The organism is Mycobacterium sp. pUA109 (assembly GCF_041287095.1).
In the GTDB taxonomy this organism is placed as follows: Bacteria; Actinomycetota; Actinomycetes; order Mycobacteriales; family Mycobacteriaceae; genus Mycobacterium.
This window is the reverse complement of sequence record NZ_JBGGKS010000002.1, coordinates 316209-335170: the sequence shown is the minus strand read 5'-3', so window position 1 is coordinate 335170 and position 18962 is coordinate 316209. Positions and strand designations below refer to the sequence as shown.

Annotated in this window: 21 protein-coding genes; 16 read left to right on the top strand and 5 right to left on the bottom strand. The window is 69.4% G+C overall.

Annotated elements, in window-relative coordinates; all coding sequences use genetic code 11:
* Positions 1–38: 38 nt before the first annotated feature.
* A complete protein-coding gene (mshA, locus tag ACAG26_RS03810; RefSeq protein ID WP_370479514.1) occupies positions 39–1379 on the top strand; it encodes a D-inositol-3-phosphate glycosyltransferase in 1341 nt (446 codons plus the stop codon).
* Between the two features lie 49 nt (positions 1380–1428).
* The gene (locus tag ACAG26_RS03805; protein ID WP_370479512.1) at positions 1429–1932 is read left to right on the top strand and encodes a YbjN domain-containing protein; all 504 of its coding nucleotides are present in this window, start codon (positions 1429–1431) and stop codon (positions 1930–1932) included.
* Here ACAG26_RS03805 and ACAG26_RS03800 read toward each other — a convergent pair whose 3' ends face one another.
* Positions 1933–2700 carry a cutinase family protein gene (locus tag ACAG26_RS03800; protein ID WP_370479510.1) on the bottom strand — a complete coding sequence of 256 codons (768 nt, stop codon included), beginning with the start codon at positions 2698–2700 and terminating at the stop codon, positions 1933–1935.
* Positions 2701–2771: 71 nt separating this feature from the next.
* Here ACAG26_RS03800 and ACAG26_RS03795 point away from each other — a divergent pair, with 71 nt between their 5' ends.
* The 3 genes from ACAG26_RS03795 to regX all read left to right on the top strand — a co-directional run bounded on the left by ACAG26_RS03795 (position 2772) and on the right by regX (position 5609).
* Positions 2772–3518 (top strand): phosphoglyceromutase, encoded by a 747-nt coding sequence (locus ACAG26_RS03795; protein WP_370479508.1) that lies wholly within the window; start codon positions 2772–2774, stop codon positions 3516–3518.
* A 152-nt stretch (positions 3519–3670) separates the two neighbouring features.
* Positions 3671–4876, top strand: coding sequence for a sensor histidine kinase (locus tag ACAG26_RS03790; RefSeq protein WP_370479506.1), 1206 nt, complete (start codon positions 3671–3673; stop codon positions 4874–4876).
* 49 nt (positions 4877–4925) lie between these two features.
* Entirely contained in the window at positions 4926–5609 is a 684-nt protein-coding gene (gene regX / locus ACAG26_RS03785) for a two-component sensory transduction protein RegX (RefSeq protein ID WP_370479504.1), read from the top strand.
* Between the two features lie 82 nt (positions 5610–5691).
* Here the strand turns inward: regX and ACAG26_RS03780 are convergent, their stop codons facing one another.
* Positions 5692–6468 (bottom strand): hypothetical protein, encoded by a 777-nt coding sequence (locus tag ACAG26_RS03780; RefSeq protein WP_370479642.1) that lies wholly within the window; start codon positions 6466–6468, stop codon positions 5692–5694.
* 120 nt (positions 6469–6588) lie between these two features.
* Between ACAG26_RS03780 and ACAG26_RS03775 the strand changes: the two genes are divergently transcribed.
* The 9 genes from ACAG26_RS03775 (at position 6589) to ACAG26_RS03735 (ending at position 14366) form a co-directional block, all read left to right on the top strand.
* The gene (locus ACAG26_RS03775) at positions 6589–7623 is read left to right on the top strand and encodes a Ppx/GppA phosphatase family protein (RefSeq protein WP_071029456.1); all 1035 of its coding nucleotides are present in this window, start codon (positions 6589–6591) and stop codon (positions 7621–7623) included.
* Entirely contained in the window at positions 7620–8651 is a 1032-nt protein-coding gene (locus ACAG26_RS03770) for a hypothetical protein (protein WP_370479500.1), read from the top strand. The genes ACAG26_RS03775 and ACAG26_RS03770 overlap by 4 nt, the downstream gene beginning before the upstream one ends.
* Positions 8652–8679: 28 nt before the next feature.
* Positions 8680–9516 carry a sugar phosphate isomerase/epimerase family protein gene (locus ACAG26_RS03765; RefSeq protein WP_370479498.1) on the top strand — a complete coding sequence of 279 codons (837 nt, stop codon included), beginning with the start codon at positions 8680–8682 and terminating at the stop codon, positions 9514–9516.
* Between the two features lie 19 nt (positions 9517–9535).
* On the top strand, positions 9536–10342 hold the full coding sequence (locus ACAG26_RS03760) for a thioesterase family protein (protein WP_370479496.1): 807 nt from the start codon (positions 9536–9538) through the stop codon (positions 10340–10342).
* Between the two features lie 27 nt (positions 10343–10369).
* On the top strand, positions 10370–11230 hold the full coding sequence (gene proC, locus ACAG26_RS03755; RefSeq protein WP_370479493.1) for a pyrroline-5-carboxylate reductase: 861 nt from the start codon (positions 10370–10372) through the stop codon (positions 11228–11230).
* A gap of 140 nt (positions 11231–11370) precedes the next feature.
* Positions 11371–11634 carry a helix-turn-helix domain-containing protein gene (locus ACAG26_RS03750; protein ID WP_071028478.1) on the top strand — a complete coding sequence of 88 codons (264 nt, stop codon included), beginning with the start codon at positions 11371–11373 and terminating at the stop codon, positions 11632–11634.
* Between the two features lie 387 nt (positions 11635–12021).
* Positions 12022–12123 carry a 30S ribosomal protein bS22 gene (locus ACAG26_RS03745; protein ID WP_003402602.1) on the top strand — a complete coding sequence of 34 codons (102 nt, stop codon included), beginning with the start codon at positions 12022–12024 and terminating at the stop codon, positions 12121–12123.
* A gap of 67 nt (positions 12124–12190) precedes the next feature.
* Positions 12191–13282 carry an SDR family oxidoreductase gene (locus ACAG26_RS03740; RefSeq protein WP_370479491.1) on the top strand — a complete coding sequence of 364 codons (1092 nt, stop codon included), beginning with the start codon at positions 12191–12193 and terminating at the stop codon, positions 13280–13282.
* A 28-nt stretch (positions 13283–13310) separates the two neighbouring features.
* Positions 13311–14366 (top strand): lysophospholipid acyltransferase family protein, encoded by a 1056-nt coding sequence (locus ACAG26_RS03735; protein WP_370479488.1) that lies wholly within the window; start codon positions 13311–13313, stop codon positions 14364–14366.
* A 74-nt stretch (positions 14367–14440) separates the two neighbouring features.
* Here the strand turns inward: ACAG26_RS03735 and ACAG26_RS03730 are convergent, their stop codons facing one another.
* The 3 genes from ACAG26_RS03730 to ACAG26_RS03720 all read right to left on the bottom strand — a co-directional run bounded on the left by ACAG26_RS03730 (position 14441) and on the right by ACAG26_RS03720 (position 16979).
* Positions 14441–15328, bottom strand: a complete 888-nt coding sequence (locus tag ACAG26_RS03730; RefSeq protein WP_370479486.1) for a cyclopropane mycolic acid synthase family methyltransferase — start codon at positions 15326–15328, stop codon at positions 14441–14443.
* 11 nt (positions 15329–15339) lie between these two features.
* Positions 15340–15855: a MaoC family dehydratase N-terminal domain-containing protein gene (locus tag ACAG26_RS03725; protein ID WP_370479483.1), complete on the bottom strand. Its 516-nt coding sequence runs from the start codon at positions 15853–15855 to the stop codon at positions 15340–15342.
* 215 nt (positions 15856–16070) lie between these two features.
* The gene (locus ACAG26_RS03720; RefSeq protein WP_370479481.1) at positions 16071–16979 is read right to left on the bottom strand and encodes an HAD family hydrolase; all 909 of its coding nucleotides are present in this window, start codon (positions 16977–16979) and stop codon (positions 16071–16073) included.
* A gap of 83 nt (positions 16980–17062) precedes the next feature.
* Between ACAG26_RS03720 and ACAG26_RS03715 the strand changes: the two genes are divergently transcribed.
* Entirely contained in the window at positions 17063–17326 is a 264-nt protein-coding gene (locus ACAG26_RS03715) for a glutaredoxin family protein (RefSeq protein ID WP_370479478.1), read from the top strand.
* A 215-nt stretch (positions 17327–17541) separates the two neighbouring features.
* Complete coding sequence (locus ACAG26_RS03710; protein ID WP_370479476.1) at positions 17542–18939, top strand: glutamyl-tRNA reductase; 1398 nt, start codon at positions 17542–17544, stop codon at positions 18937–18939.
* The last annotated feature ends 23 nt before the right edge of the window (positions 18940–18962 follow it).

The following is an 18962-nucleotide window of genomic DNA, read 5'->3' as shown; positions in this document are numbered from 1 at the left end:
CGTCGGAGCCCGTCGCGGCGGGCTGCAAAGATGGCCGTGTGTGGTTCGGCGAGATTTCCGAAATCGATGACCCGTTGAGCAGGCTGCGGCGGGTGGCGGTGTTGTCGGTGCACACCTCGCCGCTGGCCCAGCCCGGCACCGGCGATGCCGGCGGCATGAACGTCTACGTGCTGCAGAGCGCGCTGCACCTGGCCCGCCGCGGCGTGGAGGTGGAGATCTTCACCCGGGCCACCTCGTCGGCCGATCCGCCGATCGTGCGGGTGGCGCCCGGGGTGGTGGTGCGCAACGTGGTGGCCGGTCCGTTCGAGGGCCTGGACAAATACGACTTGCCCACCCAGCTGTGCGCCTTCGCGGCCGGGGTGCTGCGCGCCGAAGCCACCCACGAACCGGGCTACTACGACATCGTGCACTCGCATTACTGGTTGTCCGGCCAGGTCGGCTGGCTGGCCCGGGACCGCTGGGCGGTGCCGTTGGTGCACACCGCGCACACCCTGGCCGCGGTGAAGAACGCCGCGCTGGCCGACGGCGACACCCCCGAGCCGCCGCTGCGCGCGGTCGGCGAACAGCAGGTTGTCGACGAGGCCGACCGGTTGATCGTCAACACCGACGACGAAGCGCGCCAACTGGTTTCGCTGCACCAGGCCGACCCGGACCGCATTGACGTCGCGCATCCCGGGGTCGACTTGGACGTGTTCACCCCCGGTGACCGGGATGCGGCGCGGGCGGCGCTGGGGCTGGCGGTGGGCGAGCCGGTGGTGGCGTTCGTCGGCCGGATCCAACCGCTGAAGGCCCCCGATGTGCTGCTGCAGGCCGCCGCCAAACTGCCCGGGGTGCACATCGTGGTGGCCGGCGGGCCGTCCGGCAGCGGGCTGGCCGCCCCGGACGGGCTGGTGGCGTTGGCCGCCGAACTGGGTATCACCGACCGGGTGACGTTCTTGCCGCCGCAGTCCCGGGAGAATCTGGCCACCCTGTTTCGGGCCGCCAACTTGGTGGCGGTGCCGAGCTATTCGGAGTCGTTCGGGCTGGTCGCGGTGGAGGCGCAGGCGTGCGGGACGCCGGTGGTGGCCGCCGCGGTGGGCGGGTTGCCGGTGGCGGTGCGCGACGGGGTCAGCGGCACCCTGGTGCCCGGCCACGACGTGGACCGCTGGGCCGCGGCCATCGACGAGCTGCTGCAAGCCGGGGCCGGGCCGCGCGGCTGGGCGATGAGCCGGGCCGCGGTCAGCCATGCCGCGAAATTCTCCTGGGAACGCACCGTCGACGCCCAACTGGCTTGCTACGCCAAGGCGATCGACGACTTCACTGCCGGTCGCGCCGTGCGCGACTTCGGGGCGGCGCGGCGGGCCCGGCGCTGGACGGCGCGTCGGGAGGTGCGGGCATGAGCGGCGCCGGCGACGATGCAGAGCGAAGCGATGAGGAGGAGCGGCGCCTGTGAGTGACGTGCAGCAGCTGATCGAGGACACGCTGCAGGCCAACGAGCTGACCTACTCGCCGCACCAGGGTGCGCACGGCGGGCTGCCGGGGCTGATCGTGGAACTGCCCGGGGAACGCAAACTCACCACCAACACCTTGTTGAGCATCGGTGAGCACTCGGTGCGCGTCGAGGCGTTCGTGTGCCGCAAACCCGACGAGAACCACGAGGGCGTCTACCGGTTTCTGCTCAAACGCAACCGTCGGCTGTACGGGGTCGCCTACACCTTGGACAACGTCGGCGACATCTACCTGGTCGGCCGCATGTCGTTGGGGTCGGTGACCGCCGAGGAGATCGACCGGGTGCTCGGCCAGGTCCTCGAAGCGGTGGACACCGACTTTAATACGTTGCTGGAGTTGGGTTTTCGTTCCTCGATTCAGAAGGAATGGGAGTGGCGGGTGTCGCGCGGTGAGTCGCTGAAGAACCTGCGGGCCTTCGAGCATCTGATCGACGACGACGACTGATCAGCGGGCGTGCCAGCCGTGAAAGATGACGGGGGGAGCCGAGTCGGCTTCGATGCGGCGCGCCGCGAACGCCGCGGCCTCGGCGGGCATGCCGTTCGTCGGGTAATCCATATGCCCGAGCGGGAGGCCGTCGCCGCCGTCGCAGACGGTGTCGTTGCGGGCGCAGTACTCGCGGGTCTTGGCCGCATACAGTGGGCCGACCGTGACCGGCGGTGCGTCGTAGCGGCGGATGAACCTGGGTGAGGGTTTCCCGAACAGGATCACCGCCGCGACGTGATCGGCCACCACCTCCGGCATCGGCTGCGGGAGGTCCGGCACCAGCTCGGCCGGCACCCCGGTCGGCACCGACGGCGACGTGGTATACCCGGTGACGGCGGCGCCCTGGGAGTAGCCGCCCAGCACGATCCGCGTATCGGGGCAGTCCAGCGCCGTCCACTCGATATGGCTGGCCTCGTCGCGGATCCCGGCGATGACGCTTCGGTCGAAATCGATTCCGCTGCTCAAAGCGCTGGCGGCAGCGTAGTTGACCGGGTACACCGCGATCGACTGGTCGGTGTGCGCGGAGCGCAGCGCGTCGACGAACGCCTGCCCGACCTTGCCGACGCCGGGTGGCTCCTCGCTGCCGCGGGCGAAGATCACCTCGGTGCCGGCGCACGGCTTGGCGGCTGCGATCGGGGCCGCCAGCGTCGGCAGCACCGTCGACGTCGCCAGCAGCGCGACGGCCACGAGGCGGGGGCCGGGGCGCAATCGGCGTACGTTCACCGCCATACCTCCGATCCACCATGTTGGACCTTCCTACGACGGTAGCGCGAATTCGCGCTCGTGAGAGACTGTCGCGCATGACAGATTCCACGTTGGTGCTGCTGCGCCACGGCGAAAGCGAATGGAACGCGAGCAACCTGTTCACCGGGTGGGTGGACGTCGACCTGACCGACAAGGGCCGCGCCGAAGCGGTGCGCGGCGGGCAGCTGCTGGTCGACCACGACCTGCTGCCCGATGTGGTCTACACCTCGCTGCTGCGCCGGGCCATCACCACCGCCAACCTGGCGCTGGACACCGCCGGGCGGCACTGGATCCCGGTGCACCGCAGCTGGCGGCTCAACGAGCGCCACTACGGCGCGCTGCAGGGCCTGGACAAGGCGCAGACCCGGGACCGCTACGGCGACGAGCAGTTCATGGCGTGGCGGCGCAGCTACGACACCCCGCCGCCGCCGATCGAGGCCGGCAGCCAGTACAGCCAGGACACCGACCCGCGCTACGCCGACATCGGCGGCGGCCCGCTGACCGAATGCCTGGCCGACGTGGTGGCCCGGTTCCTGCCGTACTTCACCGACGTCATCGTGCCGGATCTGCGGGTGGGCAAGACGGTGCTGATCGCCGCGCACGGCAACTCGCTGCGCGCCCTGGTCAAACACCTGGACGGCATGTCCGACGAGGAGGTCGTAGGGCTAAACATCCCCACCGGCATCCCGCTGCGCTATGACCTGGACGCCGACCTGCGCCCGCGGGTGCCCGGCGGCACCTACCTGGACCCGGAGGCGGCGGCCGCCGGCGCCGCCGCCGTCGCCAGCCAAGGCGCCAAATAGGGCGGCCCGCCACGACGAGCGGCGTTACCGGTGGCTGTCCTGGGCAAACACCGCGTGAACGGCGGGGGAACACCTGCGCCCGGGACTGTGACATGTCCCGATTTGGCCGCACGCTGACCAGGTGACGTTCATCGGATGCGTACGATTTTGTCGTGTCTGTGATGTCAGCCCTGGTGCTGGCTGGAGTGTCGGCGATGCTGGCGCTCGCGGTCGGCGTCCTGGTGGGGGTCCGGCTGACGCCGCGGATCGTCGAGCGCCAACGGCGCGAGGCCGCCGAACGCGCCGGGATCACCGTCGGTCAGATGCTGCAGCGCATCGTGGCGCTGGCGCCGGTGGGCACCGTGGTGGTCGACAGCCATCGCGACGTGGTGTACCGCAACGACCGGGCCGGGGAGCTGGGCCTGGTGCATGACCGGCTCGTCGACGACCGGGCCTGGGTCGCGGCGCAACGGACGCTGGCCAGCGGCCAGGATGTCGAGTTCGACCTGTCGTCGAGCAAACGCGCCGCACCGGGCCGGTCCGCCTTGTCGCTGCGCGGCTACGCCCGGCTGCTGTCCGAAGACGACCGCCGCTTCGCGGTGGTCTTCGTCGACGACCAGTCCGAGTACGCCCGGATGGAGGCCTCCCGGCGTGACTTCGTGGCCAACGTCAGCCACGAACTCAAAACCCCGGTCGGCGCGATGGGCGTGCTGGCCGAGGCGCTGCTGGCGTCGGCGGACGACCCCGAGACCGTGCGCCGGTTCGGCGAAAAGGTGCTCGTGGAGGCCAACCGGCTGGCCGACATGGTCGGCGAACTGATCGAACTGTCCCGGCTGCAGGGTGCCGAGCCGCTGCCGGCGCTGGCCGAGGTCGAGGTCGACACCGTGGTCTCCGAAGCGATCTCACGCCACAAGGTGGCCGCCGACAACGCCGACATCAAGGTCAGCACCGATGCGCCCAGCGGGTTGCGGGTCCTCGGCGACGAGGCGCTGCTGATCACCGCGCTGGCCAACTTGGTGTCCAACGCGATCGCGTACTCGCCGCACGGGTCGTCGGTGTCGATCAGCCGGCGCCTCCGCGGCGAAAACGTGGAGATCGCGGTCACCGACCGGGGTATCGGGATCGCCCGCAAAGACCAGGAACGCGTCTTCGAGCGGTTCTTCCGCGGTGACAAGGCCCGGTCGCGCGCCACCGGCGGCAGCGGGCTGGGGCTGGCCATCGTCAAACACGTGGCGGCCAACCACAACGGCAGCATCAGGCTGTGGAGTCAACCCGGAACCGGGTCGACGTTCACCCTGTCGGTACCGGCGTACCAGGACAACGGGCAGCAGCACTCGGATCCATTGCCCGCCCAACGAAAGGAAGAAGTACGGCGATGACCCGCGCTTACGACGATGCAGAGCGAAGCGATGAGGAGGAGCTGCGCCGATGACCAGTGTGCTGATCGTGGAAGACGAGGAGTCGCTGGCCGATCCACTGGCGTTTCTGCTGCGCAAGGAGGGGTTTGAGGCCACCGTGGTGACCGACGGTCCCGCCGCATTGGCGGAATTCGACCGGGCTGGCGCCGACATCGTGCTGCTCGACCTGATGCTGCCGGGCATGTCGGGGACCGAGGTGTGCAAGCAGCTGCGCGCCCGGTCCAGCGTGCCGGTGATCATGGTCACCGCCCGGGACAGCGAGATCGACAAGGTCGTCGGCTTGGAGCTGGGCGCCGACGACTATGTGACCAAGCCGTATTCGGCGCGGGAGCTGATCGCGCGGATTCGGGCCGTGCTGCGGCGCGGCGGCGAGGACGACGCCGGTGTCGGCGACGGGGTGCTGGAGTCGGGCCCGGTGCGGATGGACGTGGAGCGCCACGTCGTCTCGGTGAACGGTGAGCAGATCACCTTGCCGCTCAAAGAGTTTGACCTCCTCGAATACCTGATGCGCAACACCGGTCGGGTGTTGACCCGCGGCCAGTTGATCGACCGGGTGTGGGGCGCCGACTACGTCGGCGACACCAAGACGCTCGACGTGCACGTCAAACGGTTGCGGTCCAAGATCGAAGTCGACCCGGCCAACCCGGTGCACCTGGTGACGGTGCGCGGCCTCGGCTACAAGCTCGAGGGGTAGCGGCGCAACGCCGAGCAGACGCAAAAGCCCCCATTTCGGCCCGGAAATGGGGGCTTTTGCGTCTGCTCGCGGGCCTCGGCGGCTACTCGGCGGCGCGGGTGGCCGGGTGCACCGCGATCAACCCCAGCCCGCTGCGCCGCCGGCACATCGCGGCCAGCTCGGCGTAGGCCTTCTCGCCGAGCAGTTCGGTGAGTTCGGCGGCCAGGCTTTCCCACACCTGCTGGGCACCGACGTGGGCGGCCGGGTCGCCGGTGCAGTACCAGTGCAGGTCGGCGCCGCCGGCGCCCCAGCCGCGGCGGTCGTATTCGGTGACCGTGGTCTTGAGGATCTCGCTGCCGTCCGGGCGGGTCACCCACTCCTGGCTGCGCCGGATCGGCAACTGCCAGCACACATCCGGCTTCATCGTCAGCGGTTGCACCCCCAGCTTGAGCGCCTTGCTGTGCAGCGCGCAGCCGGGCCCGGTCGCAAATCCGGGCCGGTTCAAGAAGATGCAGGCGCCCTTGTGCTTGCGGGTGCGCCACGCGGGTTCACCGTCGTGTTCGTCACGTTCCAGATACCCCTTGCGGCCCAAGCCCTTCTCGCGGAACTGCCAGTCGTCGTCGGTGAGCTGCGTCACCGCGGCGTCGAGCCGGGCGCGGTCGTCGTCGTCGGACAAAAACGCCCCGTGCGAACAACATCCGTCGTCGGGGCGGTCGACCACCGTGCCCTGACAGGCCGGGGTGCCGAACACGCAGGTCCACCGCGACAGCAGCCAGGTCAGATCGGCGGCGATCAGGTGTTCGGGGTTGTCCGGGTCGTAGAACTCCACCCATTCGCGGGGGAAATCCAGTTCGACCTCGCCCGGGTGGGCTGGATCCAGGGTTGCCACGGCTCCCACGGTACCGGCTGAACGGACGCAAAATCGCACGGTCACGGCCACAAACATGCGATTTTGTGTCTGCTCGCCGGGTGACGCCGCGCACCGGATAGGTTGTCTTTCGTGCGATTGGGTGTGCTCGACGTGGGCAGTAACACGGTGCATCTGCTGGTGGTGGATGCCCGCCGGGGCGGTCATCCGACGCCGATGAGCTCCACCAAGGCCGCGCTGCGGCTGGCCGAGGCCACCGACAGCTCCGGCAAGATCACCCGCAAAGGCGCCGACAAACTGATCTCCACGATCGACGAGTTCGCCAAGATCGCGGCCAGTTCGGGCTGCGCCGAGCTGATGCCGTTCGCCACCTCCGCGGTGCGCGACGCCTCCAACTCCGAGGACGTGCTGGCCCGGGTCCGGGCCGAGACCGGGGTGGAGTTGCAGGTGCTGCGCGGGGTCGACGAGTCCCGGCTGACCTTCCTGGCGGTGCGCCGCTGGTACGGGTGGAGTGCGGGACGCATCATCAACCTCGACATCGGCGGCGGCTCGCTGGAGGTGTCCAACGGCGTCGACGAGGAACCCGAGGTGGCGTTGTCGCTGCCGCTGGGCGCCGGGCGGCTGACCCGGGAATGGCTGGCCGAGGATCCGCCCGGCCGGCGTCGGGTGGCCATGCTGCGGGACTGGCTGGACACCGAGCTCGCCGAGGCCAGCGCCACCGTGCTCGACGCCGGGCGCCCCGACCTCGCGGTGGCGACCTCGAAAACGTTTCGCTCGCTGGCCCGGCTCACCGGGGCGGCACCGTCGGCGGCCGGGCCACGGGTCAAGCGGACACTCACCGCCAGCGGTCTCAGACAGCTCATATCATTCATCACTAGGATGACCACTGCTGACCGTGCCGAATTGGAAGGAGTCAGTGCCGAACGAGCGCCGCAGATCGTGGCAGGAGCTTTAGTAGCGGAGGCGAGCATGCGAGCGCTGTCGATTGAGACGGTGGACATCTGCCCGTGGGCGCTGCGAGAGGGCCTGATCTTGCGGAAACTCGACAGTGAAGCCGACGGAACCGCCTTTATGGAAACTTGGTCCATGGAGACCTCCGTGCGCGATGCTGGAAGCCTGGCAGTTGATCGGAACGTGGCTGACCGATCGAGAGGCGACAAACGATGACTGGACCACACTTCGACACCGAGGACCCGGGGACCGGTGGGACCCGGCCGATTTCGGTTGCCGAGCTCCTGGCCAAAAACGGCACCATCGGCTCCCCGCCGGTCACCGGGCGCCGCCGCCGTCGGCGCGGCAACAGCGATGCGGTGACGGTCGCGGAGCTGACCGGTGAGATCCCGGTCATCGACGGCGAGGACGACGAGGACCACCCGCCCGACGACCAGCCCGACCCCGGCCCGCAACCGCGCCCGCAGCGACCCAACGGCACCGCGCGGCTCGACGACGCCCCGCCGCCCCGGCCACCCCGCGAGGTCGAGCGCCGCCCCGAGCCGGTGACCTGGTCCGAGCCCGGCCCGCGGTGGCCGTCGTCGCCGCCGCAGCCCCGGCGCGGACCCGGCCCGGAGCGCAGCGCCTACCCGCGCCCGATCCGCCGCGGCGAGGCATACGGGCGACCGGGCGTGGAATCCGGCGCCGAGCAGATGAGCCCGGATCCGGTCGACAACTACGCCGACATGGAAGTCGACGTGATGGACACCGACGTCCGCGACGCCGAGCTGCCCACCGACGATTCCGCCTACGTGCGGTCCTACCTGGGGTCGGCCCGCAACTTCTTCGGCAAGCGACGCGGCGGCCACGACGTCGACGACGACCTGGCCGACCTCGACGAGGATCTCGGCGATGAGGACCTGGTGGACCTCGACGAGGACCACGACGATATCGAGGACGACCTGGTCGACGACGTCGCCGACGCGCACCCGCTGACCCGGCGCGAGGAGGTGCTGCGCGGCGGCTGGGTGGTGTTGCAGTCCATCCTGGCGGTCGCGTTCGGCGCCGGGCTGTTCTTGGCCTTTGACCAGCTGTGGCAGTGGAACAAGATCGTCGCGCTGGTGCTGTCGGTGCTGGTCACCTTGGGCCTGGTCGCCGCCGTTCAGGTGGTCCGCAAGACCGTCGACACCACCAGCACGCTGATCGCAGTGGCCGTCGGCCTGCTGATCACGTTGGGACCACTGGCCCTGTTGCGATCCGGCTAGGCGCCCGCCAGACAACTAAGACAACCCAGTGCGCCCCGCCATCAAGGTCGGCCTGTCGACGGCCTCGGTCTACCCGTTGAGGACCGAGGCCGCCTTCGCGTACGCCGCCAAACTCGGCTACGACGGCGTCGAGCTGATGGTGTGGGGGGAGGGGGTCAGCCAGGACATCGCCGCGGTCGCCAAGCTGTCCCGGCGCTACGGGGTGCCGGTGCTGTCGGTGCACGCGCCCTGCCTGCTGATCTCGCAGCGGGTGTGGGGCGCCAACCCGATTCCCAAGCTGGAGCGCAGCGTGCAGGCCGCCGAACGGCTCGGCGCGCAGACCGTCGTGGTGCACCCGCCGTTTCGCTGGCAGCGGCGCTACGCCGAGGGCTTCGCCGATCAGGTGGCGGCCCTGGAAGCCGGCAGCGACGTCATGGTGGCGGTGGAGAACATGTTCCCGTTCCGGGCCGACCGGTTCTTCCGGGACTCGATGGAGCGGATGCGGCGCCGCGGCGGCGGGCCGGGGCCCGCGATCTCGGCGTTCGCACCGTCCTACGACCCGCTGGACGGCAACCACGCGCACTACACGCTGGACCTGTCGCACACCGCCACGGCGGGCACCGATGCGCTGGAGATGGCCCGACGGATGGGCTCGGGGCTGGTGCACCTGCACCTGTGCGACGGCAACGGGATGCCGGCCGACGAGCACCTGGTGCCCGGGCGCGGCAGCCAACCCACCGTCGAGGTGTGCCAGATGCTGGCCGGCGGGGACTTCGCCGGCCACGTCGTGTTGGAGGTGACCACCTCGGGGGCGCGGTCGGCGCACGAGCGCGAAGCGCTGCTGAAAGAGTCGTTGCAGTTCGCCCGCACCCACCTGCTGCGCTGACCGGCCAAGGAGATTCTCGATGAGCTCGACGCTGTTCACCGACGCCATGAAGCTGGCGCGGGTCGACGACGACACCTTCGCCGGCGAGCTCAACGAACACTGGACGATCGGCCCCAAGGTGCACGGCGGGGCGATGCTGGCGTTGTGCGCCAACGCCGCCCGCACCGCCCACGGTGATGCGTTGCAGCCGGTCGCGGTGTCCGGCAACTTTCTGTGGGCGCCCGACCCGGGCCCGATGCGACTGGTGACCTCGATCCGCAAACGCGGCCGCCGGATCAGCGTCGTGGACGTCGAACTCAACCAGGGCGACCGCACCGCCGTGCACGCCGTCATCACGCTGGGGGAGCCCGAACACCACGCGCCGCCGCTGCTGTCGTTCAACCCGGTGGTGCCGCTGATGACCCCGGAACCCCCGCCGGGGCTGGCCGCGATCGGGCCGGGGCATCCGATGGAGCACATCGTGCACCTGGCGCACGGCTGCGACATCCGGCCCGCGCTGACCACGCTGGGCCCGCGCACCGACGGCGGACCGCCGGTGATCGAGATGTGGGTGCGGCCCAAAGACGCCGCGCCCGACGTGCTGTTCGCGTTGCTGTGCGGCGATGTGTCGGCCCCGGTGACCTTCGCGATCAACCGCACCGGCTGGGCGCCCACCGTGCAGCTCACCGCCTACCTGCGGGCGATGCCGGCCGACGGCTGGCTGCGGGTGATCTGCACCACCGTGCAGATCGGGCAGGACTGGTTCGATGAGGACCACACCGTGGTGGACTGCGAGGGCCGCATCATCGTGCAGAGCCGGCAGCTGGCGATGGTGCCCGCGCCGTAGCCCGTGTGGTCTGCCATGCTGTCGGCCATGGCCAGAATCGCACTCATCGGTGGCGGCAGCATGGGCGAGGCCCTGCTGTCGGGCTTGCTGCGGTCCGGGCGCCAGGTCAAAGACCTGGTGGTCGCCGAGAAGCTGCCCGCCCGCGTCAAGTACCTGTCCGAGACCTATTCGGTGCTGGTGACGTCGCTGGCCGATGCGGTGGAGACCGCGACGTTCGTCATCGTCGCGGTCAAACCGTCCGACGTGGAAGCGGTGATCGGCGAGGTCGCCGACGCGGCCGCCCAAGCCGCCGAGGACAGCCCCGAGCAGGTGTTTGTCACCATCGCGGCCGGTGTCACCACCGGCTACCTGGAATCCAAGCTGCCGGCCGGGACGCCGGTGGTGCGGGCGATGCCCAACGCGCCGGCGTTGGTCGGCGCCGGGGTCAGCGTGCTCGCCAAGGGGCGCTTCGCCACGCAGGAGCAGCTCAAGGAGGTCGCGGCGCTGTTCGACAGCGTGGGCGACGTGCTGACCGTGCCCGAGACGCAGATGGACGCGGTGACCGCGATGTCGGGCTCGGGACCGGCCTACTTTTTCCTGATGGTGGAGGCCCTGGTGGACGCCGCCGTCGGCGTCGGCCTGACCCGCCGGGTGGCCACCGACCTGGCGGTCAAGACCATGGCCGGTTCGGCGGCGATGCTGCTGGAGCGCATCGAGCAGGACCGGCAGGCCAGCGAGGCGGGGCTGGACACCACCCCGGCGCAGCTGCGGGCGACAGTTACCTCGCCGGGCGGTACCACCGCGGCGGCGCTGCGCGAACTCGAGCGCGGGGGTTTGCGGGCGACGGTCGACGCCGCCGTGCAGGCCGCAAAAAACCGCTCTGAGCAGCTAAGAATTACAACGGAGTAATTCAGGAATTTTTGACTAATTACCCCACACCAGTCGCAGTAACCCCATTGGTCCCGCTATTCTCCTTTCTGGAAGCACTTGTGCGTGCCAGCGGAGGGGAAGCCGCTGGGGCTGCAGGTGCCTGATTGGATTGGGTTGCGATGACGTCAATGAACGGGCCTTCGGCGCGGGATTCGGCTAGTGGAAAATCGGTGCGAGACTCCAATGCACCAGACAGTCAGCAGGGCAGAACTCAATTTCTCACCGTGGCCGAGGTAGCCGCGCTGATGCGGGTCAGCAAGATGACGGTGTACCGCTTGGTGCACAACGGTGAGCTGCCTGCGGTACGAGTCGGGCGATCCTTCCGGGTGCACGCCAAAGCCGTGCATGACCTGTTGGAGAGCTCTTTCTTCGACGCGGGCTGAGCTTCGGCGACCACACCACACCCGGCCCGTGGGGGCCGGGCGATCGGCATGCCCATCGACCCTGCGGCTGCGGCGGCGAGTCTGCGGCTGCGGCGTCGAGCCTGCGGTCAGGGCTACATCCGGCCTCGACGGCGCGCCCTCATCGCAGAGTCGACGCCCCCACCGCAGCCTCAAGACGGTGGACGCAGCCTCGAGACCCCCACCGCAGCCTCGCCGCGGCCCAGGAGCGCGACGGCGGCACCCGCCCGTCCGGCCCACCATCGCCGACCCCCACGCCCGCGGCCGGGTGCGCGGTTTTCCGTTCCGTGCACCCGCCCAGGTAAGGTAGCCAGGTCGATTCAGCAGCCAGCCACAGTTAGGCGCAGGCAGAGTTAGATAGCGGAGTTCATGGGTTCAGTCATCAAGAAGCGGCGCAAGCGCATGTCGAAGAAGAAGCACCGCAAGCTGCTTCGTCGCACCCGGGTGCAGCGCAGAAAACTCGGTAAGTAGCCCCCGCGTTTTGCCGCGGTTCGCGGCTCGTCCTGCCCAACTGCCGTCCGGCCGTTAGGCTATCGGCGTGGATTCGGCGGGGCCCCCAACCGGCGGCGGCAGTGACATCCGGCATTACCCCAAGGTGGTGTTGGTAACCGGCGCCTGCCGGTTCCTGGGTGGCTACCTGACCGCGCGGTTGGTGCAAAACCCGTTGATCAGCCGGGTCATCGCGGTGGACGCGATCGCGCCGAGCAAGGACATGCTGCGCCGGATGGGCCGCGCCGAGTTCGTCCGCGCCGACATCCGCAACCCGTTCATCGCCAAGGTGATCCGCAACGGCGAGGTCGACACCGTGGTGCATGCCGCGGCGGCGTCCTACGCCCCGCGATCCGGGGGCGGGGCGGCGTTGAAAGAACTCAACGTGATGGGCGCGATGCAGCTGTTCGGGGCCTGTCAGAAGGCGCCGTCGGTGCGCCGGGTGATCTTGAAGTCGACGTCGGAGGTCTACGGGTCCAGTTCGCGCGATCCGGTCGCCTTCACCGAGGACAGCACCAGCCACCGTCCGCCCAGCGAGGGGTTCCCGCGGGACAGCATCGACATCGAGGGCTATGCCCGCGGGCTGGGGCGGCGCCGGCCGGATATTGCGGTCACCATCTTGCGGTTGGCGAACATGATCGGCCCGGCGATGGATACCGCATTGTCGCGGTACCTGGCTGGCCCGCTGGTCCCGACGGTGCTCGGCCGCGACGCGCGGCTGCAGCTGCTGCACGAGCAAGACGCGCTGGGCGCGCTGGAGCGCGCCACCATGGCCGGTAAACCCGGCACCTTCAACATCGGCGCCAGCGGCATCATCATGATGTCGCAGGCGATCCGGCGGTCGGGTCGAATCCCGGTGCCAGTGCCGGGTTTTGGGCTGTGGGCGGTGGATTCGTTGAGACGGGCTAACCGCTACACCGAGATCAATCGTGAACAACTTGAGTATTTGAGCTTTGGTCGAGTGATGGACACGACTAGAATGCGTGACGACCTTGGCTACAGCCCGAAATGGTCCACAGCCGAGGCCTTCGATGATTATTTGCGGGGTCGTGATCTCACTCCGATCATCGACCCGCAATGGGTACGCTCGTTGGAGCGCCGCGCCGTGGCGGCAGCTCAGCGTTGGGGCAGCCGCGCATAGTTTCTCGATCGGGGGAGGGGAGGTAGGCATGGTGGCGGGCGATTCGAAGGCGAAAGTCATTCCGTTGCACTCGAATTCGAGTCGTGCAACGGCGCAGCGGCGCGCCGACGCGGCGCGCCGGCATCCCTCGGTGGCCCACGACGGCAAGGGCCGGGCCTCGGCCGAGGAGATCGCCGCCGTCGTCCGCGAGATCGACCAGCGCCGCGCCGCCAGCGGTGCCATGGCGGCGCAACCCTCCGCCAACGAATTCGCTGAACGGGTCGCCGCGATCGCCCAGTTCATCCGGGAACGGATCACCGGGGACTACAGCGTCGACGAGTACGGCTTCGACCCGCACTTCACCAACGCCGTCGCGCTGCCTTTGCTGCGGTTCTTCTTCAAGTCATGGTTCCGGGTCGAGGTCAGCGGTGTGGAGAACCTGCCGGACACCGGGGCGGCGCTGGTGGTGGCCAATCACGCCGGGGTGCTGCCGATCGACGCGCTGATGACCTCGGTGGCTGTGCGCGACGAACACCCGGCCCACCGGGATTTGCGGCTGCTGGCCGCCGACCTGGTTTTCGACCTGCCGGTGATCGGCCCGGCCGCCCGCAAGGCGGGCCACACCATGGCGTGCACCGCCGACGCCCACAAGTTGCTGGCCGCCGGCGAACTGACCGCGGTGTTCCCGGAGGGTTACAAGGGGCTAGGCAAACGCTTCAAGGATCGCTACAAGCTGCAGCGCTTCGGCCGCGGCGGTTTCGTGTCGGCCGCGCTGCGGGCCAAGGCGCCGATCGTGCCGTGCTCGATCGTCGGCTCCGAGGAGATCTACCCGATGCTGGCCGACGTCAAATTGCTGGCCCGGCTGCTCGGGGTGCCGTACTTCCCGATCACCCCGCTGTTCCCGCTGGCCGGCCCGGCCGGGCTGGTGCCGCTGCCGTCGAAGTGGCATATCGCGTTCGGTGAGCCGATCCCCACCGTCGACTACGACGAGTCCGCCGCCGACGACCCGATGGTCACCTTCGAGTTGACCGACCAGGTGCGCGAGACCATCCAGCAGACGCTGTACCGGCTGCTGACCGGCCGGCGCAACGTGTTCTTCGGCTGAGTTCCGCGGCCGAGCAGACGCAAAAGCACCCTATTTCGGCACGAAATGGGTGCTTTTGCGTCTGCTCGCGGGGGCTACTTGACCAGGGTGAACTGGCAGACGTTGGTGTTGCCGTTGCGGAACAGGTCGGCGCAGCCGGTCAGGTACTTCATGTAGCGGTCGTAGACCTGCTGCGACTGGATCGCGATGGCCTCGTCGCGGTGCGCCTCCAGCGCCGCGGCCCACATGTCCAGCGTGCGGGCGTAATGCGGGCGCAGCGGGTGCACCCGCGCCACCGTGAAACCCGCCTTGGTGGCGTGCGATTCCACGTTGGCCACCCGCGGTAGCTGACCCCCGGGAAAGATCTCGTCCATGATGAACTTGATGAACCGCACCAGCGTCATGGTCAGCTTCAGCCCGAGTTCCTCGGCCTCTTCCGGGCTCACCATCGTGATGGTGTGCAAGAGCATCACGCCGTCGGCGGGCAGCAGCCGGTAGGCCCGGGCGAAGAAGTCGTCGTAGCGGTCGTAGCCGAAGTGCTCGAACGCGCCGATCGACACGATCCGATCCACCGGCTCGTCGAACTTCTCCCAGCCCTCCAGCAGCACCCGTTTGCTGCGCGGGCTGTCGATGGTGTCGAACAGGTTCTCGACGTGAACCTGCTGGTTTTTGCTCAGGGTCAGGCCGATGACGTTGACGTCGTAGCGTTCGATGGCCCGCGCCAGGGTGGCGCCCCAGCCGCAGCCGATGTCGAGCAGGGTCATGCCGGGTTGCAGGCCCAGCTTGCCCAGTGACAGGTCGATCTTGGCCAGCTGTGCCTCGTGCAGCGTCATATCGTCGCGTTCGAAGTAGGCGCAGCTGTAGGTCTGGGTCGGGTCCAAAAACAGCCGGTAGAACTCGTCGGACAGGTCGTAGTGCGACTGGACGTCCGCGTAATGCGGTACCAGTCCGGCGTCGGGTGAGCGCTCTCCCCGGTCGGTCATAGCCGCCGAGGTTAGGCCTGGCCGCGGATCGATGCAATCGCGGCGATGGTCGCCGCTTCGGTGTCGGCGTCCTGGTTCGCCGACTCACCGAGCATGGTGACCACGCTGGTCATCACCGGCTGACCGTCGGCGTCGGTGACCTCGCTGCGGATCTCGCTGATCACCGTGCCGTGCGACTCGATCACCGAATCGAGGTAGGTGTCGAAGTACAGCTTGTCGCCGGCCTGGATCGGCCGGTGGAACTCGAACTTCTGGTCGCGGTGGAAGACCCGGGCGATGTTGATCGGGATGTCGAACTTGGTGAAGATCTCCAGCTGCACGCGACGCCCGGCGACCGCGAGGAACGTCAGGGAGGCGACCAGGCTGTCGTAGCCGGCCTCCTGGGCCGCGGACTCTTCGAAGTGGGTCGGGTGGTCGTCTTTGACCGCGGCGGCGAACTCGCGGATCTTTTCCCGGCCGACCTGGAAATAGTCCGGGAACCGGTAGTGAGTACCGATGATTCCCTGCGATTCTGTGTGCACTGACATGCCCGGTCGCCCTCCGCTCGCAATAGTGCCCGGCGGCGGAAGCCTATCAGCGCGCAGGAGCGCCCCGCCTAGCCGCGACGCAGCCGCGGCCTCACCTGCCCCCGCCGTCCGCGAATGGCACTTTCACGACGCGTCTCCGGCGAGTCGCATCGTGAAAGTGCCACTGGGCACCATGCGTCCTGCGACAGCCGCTTGCGAACGGAAATCGCGCCCTCTCAGCGGTCGTGGCGACGCGACACGGCTGCCGCCAGCGCCCCGCCGGCGGCCCCCAGCGCCAGCGCCGACGGCACACCGATCCGGGCCGCCTTGCGGGCGGTGCGGAAATCGCGGATCTCCCAGCCCCGCTCCCGGGCCAGCTCCCGCAGCGCGGCGTCGGGGTTGATCGCCACCGCGGTGCCGACCAGCGACAGCATCGGCACATCGTTGAAGCTGTCGGAGTAGGCGGTGCACCGTTTGAGGTTGAGCCCCTCCCGGATCGCCAACGACCGCACCGCGTGCGCTTTGCCCGCGCCGTGCAACAGTTCGCCGACCAGCCGGCCGGTGAACACCCCGTCCACCGACTCCACCACGGTGGCCAGCGCCCCGGTCAGCCCCAGCCGGCGGGCGATGGTCTCGGCCAGCTCGTAGGGGGTGGCGGTGACCAGCCACACCTGCTGGCCGGCGTCCAGATGCATCTGGGCCAGCTCCCGGGTGCCCGGCCAGATCTTGTCGGCGATGATCTCGTCGTAGATCTCCTCGCCCAACGCGGCCAGCTCCGCGGTGGTGCGGCCCTCGACGAACGCCAGCCCCTGGCGCCGACCGGCCGCGACGTCGTCGCTGTTTTCCCGCCCGATCACCTGGAACTTGGCTTGCGCGTACACGAACCGCAGCACGTCGCGGTAGGTGAAGTAGTGGCGGGCCGCCAAGCCTCGGCCGAAGTGCAGCAGCGAGGACCCCTGCACCAAGGTGTTGTCCACGTCGAAGAACGCGGCGGCGGTCAGATCGACCGGTGACGGGCTGTCCGCCGGGGGCACGGCCGCGTCGGCGGCCACGCCCTCCACCGCGCGTTCGGCGCTGGCGTCGGCGGCCACCGTGTCGGCAGCGGCCACGGCCGGATCCGCGCTGCCCGGGTCGGAGAACGCCATCACGGACTCCTTCAAATGTGTGCCGCAGTGTTGGCTCAACCTTATCTGGCACCCGCGTGGCCACCGGTGCCACACTGGTCGCCGTGAACCAGCCGCAGCGCCCGCAGGTGGAGTTGCTGACCCGCGCCGGCTGCGCGGTGTGCGCCCGGGTGTACGCCCGGCTGGGCGAGTTGGCCGGCGAGCTGGGCTTCGACCTGACCGCCACCGACGTCGACGCGGCCGCCGCGGCGGGTAACGCCGCAGCGCGGGCCGAATACGGGGACCGGCTGCCGGTGGTCCTGCTCGACGGCCGCGAGCACAGCTACTGGGAGCTCGACGAGGACCGGCTGCGCGCCGACCTGGCCTGATCCGCCGGCCTGTGAGCAACCTCGCAGCGGCTGTGCGGTCTCATACGCTTTCGGCGGCCAAACCGTATGAGATCGCACACTCACCGGCCGGCAGCCGCCGGCCCGGGCGAGCAACCAACGGGCACGCAAATTTGGTAGCCCAGCTGGTAAACGTTTACCGTGGAGGTCAGTTCGTTCACTGGTGAATGCGAGGGAGCAGGCCAGGTGATTAAGCCGTGAGCGTCCTGCTCTTCGGGGTTTCGCACCGCAGCGCGCCGGTCTCCATCCTGGAGCAGCTGAGCACCGACGAAGCCGATCAGGTCAAGATCATCGACAAGGTGCTGCAGTCGCCGCTGGTGACCGAGGCCATGATGCTGTCCACCTGCAACCGGGTCGAGGTCTACGCCGTGGTGGACGCCTTCCACGGCGGGCTGTCGGTGATCGGGCAGGTGCTCAGCGAGCACGCCGCCATCTCGATGGCCGACCTGACCAAATACGCCTACGTCCGCTACAGCGAGGCCGCCGTCGAGCATCTGTTCGCGGTGGCCAGCGGCCTGGATTCGGCGGTGGTCGGCGAACAGCAGGTGCTCGGGCAGGTGCGCCGCGCCTACGCCTCCGCCGAGACCAACCGCACCGTCGGCCGGGTGCTGCACGAGTTGGCGCAGCGGGCGCTGTCGGTGGGCAAACGGGTGCACTCCGAAACCACGATCGACGCCGCCGGGGCCTCGGTGGTGTCGGTCGCGCTGGGCATGGCCGACGCCAAGCTGGGCGGGCTGGCCGGGAAAACCGCCGCGGTGATCGGCGCCGGGGCGATGGGCGCGTTGTCCGCGGCGCACCTGACCCGGGCCGGGATCGGTCACATCCACGTCGTCAACCGGTCCTTGCCGCGCGCGCAGCGGCTGGCCCGCAAGATCCGCGAATCCGGCACCCCGGCCGAGGCCCTCACCCTGGACCGGCTGGCCGCCGCCCTGGCCGACGCCGACGTGGCGGTGAGCTGCACCGGCGCGGTGCGCCCGGTGGTGACGCTGGCCGACGTGCACCACGCGCTGGCCGGCGGCCACCGCGACGAGGTGGCGCAGCCGCTGGCGTTCTGCGATTTGGGCATGCCCCGCGACGTCGACCCGGCGGTGGCCGGGTTGCCCGGCGTGTGGGTGGCCGATATGGACCGGATCCAGCGGGAACCGTCGGCGCGGGCGGCCGCCGCCGACGCCGAGGCCGCCCGCCAGCTCGTCGCCCGCGAGGTTGCCACCTACCTGGCCGGGCAGCGGATGGCCGAGGTCACCCCGACCGTGACCGCGCTGCGGCAACGCGCCGCCGACGTCGTCACCTCGGAGTTGCTGCGGCTGGACAACCGGCTGCCCGGGCTGGACAGCGCCCAGCGCGAGGAGGTGGCCCGCACCGTGCGCCGGGTCGTCGACAAGCTGCTGCACGCCCCCACCGTGCGGGTTAAACAGTTGGCCGGCGCCCCCGGCGGCGACAGCTACGCCGAGGCGCTGCGTGAGCTGTTCGAGCTCGACCCGCAAGCCGTCGACGCGGTGGCCACCGCCGGCGAATTGCCGCTGGTATCAACGGGGTCCGACATCCCCGACCCTACGGACAGCATCTCGGGTGGCAGCACCGAGTCGCGGCAGTAGCCGCGTGGAGCCGTCTTGGCCGA

Coding starts and splice junctions, on each gene's coding strand:
- proC (WP_370479493.1), top strand. CDS start 10,370: ATGGCCAGAATCGCACTCATCGGTGGCGGCAGCATGGGCGAGGCCCTG.
- ACAG26_RS03760 (WP_370479496.1), top strand. CDS start 9,536: ATGAGCTCGACGCTGTTCACCGACGCCATGAAGCTGGCGCGGGTCGAC.
- ACAG26_RS03745 (WP_003402602.1), top strand. CDS start 12,022: ATGGGTTCAGTCATCAAGAAGCGGCGCAAGCGCATGTCGAAGAAGAAG.
- ACAG26_RS03800 (WP_370479510.1), bottom strand. CDS start 2,700: ATGGCGGTGAACGTACGCCGATTGCGCCCCGGCCCCCGCCTCGTGGCC.
- ACAG26_RS03730 (WP_370479486.1), bottom strand. CDS start 15,328: ATGACCGACCGGGGAGAGCGCTCACCCGACGCCGGACTGGTACCGCAT.
- ACAG26_RS03770 (WP_370479500.1), top strand. CDS start 7,620: ATGACTGGACCACACTTCGACACCGAGGACCCGGGGACCGGTGGGACC.
- ACAG26_RS03750 (WP_071028478.1), top strand. CDS start 11,371: ATGACGTCAATGAACGGGCCTTCGGCGCGGGATTCGGCTAGTGGAAAA.
- ACAG26_RS03720 (WP_370479481.1), bottom strand. CDS start 16,979: ATGGCGTTCTCCGACCCGGGCAGCGCGGATCCGGCCGTGGCCGCTGCC.
- regX (WP_370479504.1), top strand. CDS start 4,926: ATGACCAGTGTGCTGATCGTGGAAGACGAGGAGTCGCTGGCCGATCCA.
- ACAG26_RS03735 (WP_370479488.1), top strand. CDS start 13,311: ATGGTGGCGGGCGATTCGAAGGCGAAAGTCATTCCGTTGCACTCGAAT.
- ACAG26_RS03725 (WP_370479483.1), bottom strand. CDS start 15,855: ATGTCAGTGCACACAGAATCGCAGGGAATCATCGGTACTCACTACCGG.
- ACAG26_RS03795 (WP_370479508.1), top strand. CDS start 2,772: ATGACAGATTCCACGTTGGTGCTGCTGCGCCACGGCGAAAGCGAATGG.